The sequence below is a fragment of the Bartonella queenslandensis AUST/NH15 genome, from assembly GCF_000312585.1.
Lineage (GTDB): Bacteria > Pseudomonadota > Alphaproteobacteria > Rhizobiales > Rhizobiaceae > Bartonella > Bartonella queenslandensis_A.
Genome location: NZ_HE997988.1, coordinates 1 through 1,688, shown reverse-complemented (window position 1 = coordinate 1,688; position 1,688 = coordinate 1). Strand labels below are relative to the sequence as shown.

Here is a 1,688-nt window from a genome sequence, read left to right as displayed (position 1 = left end):
CCACCATTCACGGAACATCTCTTGGGCTTCTGCAGAAAAGCGTATGGTTATCGGATGTTTTGGTGATCCGAATAGTTTATTATAAAGAGAACTAAAGATCCCTTGATAGCTTTCCCATGCCTCTTAATTATGAGGTCTATCGATCCATAACCGTTCTTTTCGTTCATCGGGTCAAACAATCATTTGAAAGCGTTGCATGAAACCATCATCGTTTATTCCACGGTGCATGGCTTGAATAATGGGAATAATGCGTGAAGATTGAATGCCTTCAATCATGGATAAAGTGACATGAGGGATAAAAATGGTTCCACGTCCTATACGGTCATAGGTGTATGACTTATTGCCATTAAAAGTTTCCAGATAAAAGAAGGCATGGTCTGCTTGATATTCCTTTCTTTCCAGATTGGCTAAAAAACCAGCTAATTCATCACGCACCAACAAGAGACCACGGGGGGCTTTTAAGAGTTCATCAAGCTTTTCGACAGTTACATCATTGACGATAATACGGCGTTTACCAAGAGTATCATCATCATTTTTACGAGTAAGAAACTAAGTGGTTATGCAATCATATTCGCAATATTAGAAAAATAGTAATTTATCATTACTTACTAATACGGAGCGCAGTACTATAGAAAATAATTCGCTTCAATCACCAAATAAATAAAAGTACAGTTGATTAAAGAAATTTTTGCTTTGTATGAAGCACACGTAAAATACGCACAACGCTATTTGAAATATCATAAATCATGATATAATTTGGATGTACAATAAGTTCACGTATATTTACAATTCACCCTAAACGGCCATGAGTATGAAGTTTAACAATTTTTTCTACCTTTTCAGATAAAAGCTGATTAGCCTTTTAAGGCAGCAGGAGAATTACCTCGTAATATATTCACGTGTTTTTTTGCGGTCAACGTATGCTATTTGTGTCCGAATTAGCTTCACAAAGTTGATTTATCTAGTTTACTTTGTCTTTTTAAGCGCCATTCCTTTGCTTCTGCTTCAATTTCTTCAGAAGATATTATATCGCTTGCATTAGCATAATTTATCCCTAATTGAATTAGTTCCTTAAACCATAAATCGTGTACATTTTTTTCTTTTCGTTCTTTTACGATATAGCACATATAACCCCGCAATAATTGTACAGGAAATCTCTCGACACCTTCGCAGTTTTAGAAAATTCATATTTTTTAATGGGATAATATGTCAGTTTTGAGATAAATTAATATTTTTACTGAATATGATAAAATTTTATGCATATTTATGAGTTTCTCATGATGGACAAAATACATAAAATTAAAAATTTCGATTGTTAAAATATGTTAAAAAAAAGGTTTTTCTTCGTTCCATATTGGAATAGAAACTGTAAATAGAGGGAAAGATTGGTGTAAACGTAAGCTTGGTGCTTTAATAAAAAGAACAGAGCAGGAAAGTTGTTATTGACATCTGAGATTTCTCGTATGGCAATTTTTCTCTTGATGTTTTAGAAATTCTTAAAGCTGCTAGTGAGCGTAATATAAGGTCGCTAATTTATTAAGGGATAATATCCTATTATCATTGAACTGTGTAAGAGGCTGTTTCATAACACCCACGTTCCCTAGCATAGCGCGTGTAATATTTTGTGCACAAGAGATAATTCTATCCTATGATATTGCATCACAGGATGGATTTTGCTATCTCTAAGG

At 33.8% G+C, this 1,688-nt stretch carries 1 protein-coding gene and 2 pseudogenes; 1 reads left to right on the top strand and 2 read right to left on the bottom strand.

Annotated features, from left to right (window positions below; all coding sequences use genetic code 11):
- Nucleotides 1-531 (bottom strand): annotated as a pseudogene (locus tag BN338_RS11060) (DUF3987 domain-containing protein); the annotation flags it as partial.
- Between the two features lie 413 nt (nucleotides 532-944).
- Nucleotides 945-1,127: a hypothetical protein gene (locus tag BN338_RS03200; protein WP_244427599.1), complete on the bottom strand. Its 183-nt coding sequence runs from the start codon at nucleotides 1,125-1,127 to the stop codon at nucleotides 945-947.
- A 116-nt stretch (nucleotides 1,128-1,243) separates the two neighbouring features.
- On the opposite strand from BN338_RS03200, the pseudogene BN338_RS13770 reads away from it, so the two are divergent.
- Nucleotides 1,244-1,522 (top strand): annotated as a pseudogene (locus BN338_RS13770) (recombinase family protein); the annotation flags it as partial.
- Nucleotides 1,523-1,688: the final 166 nt, after the last annotated feature.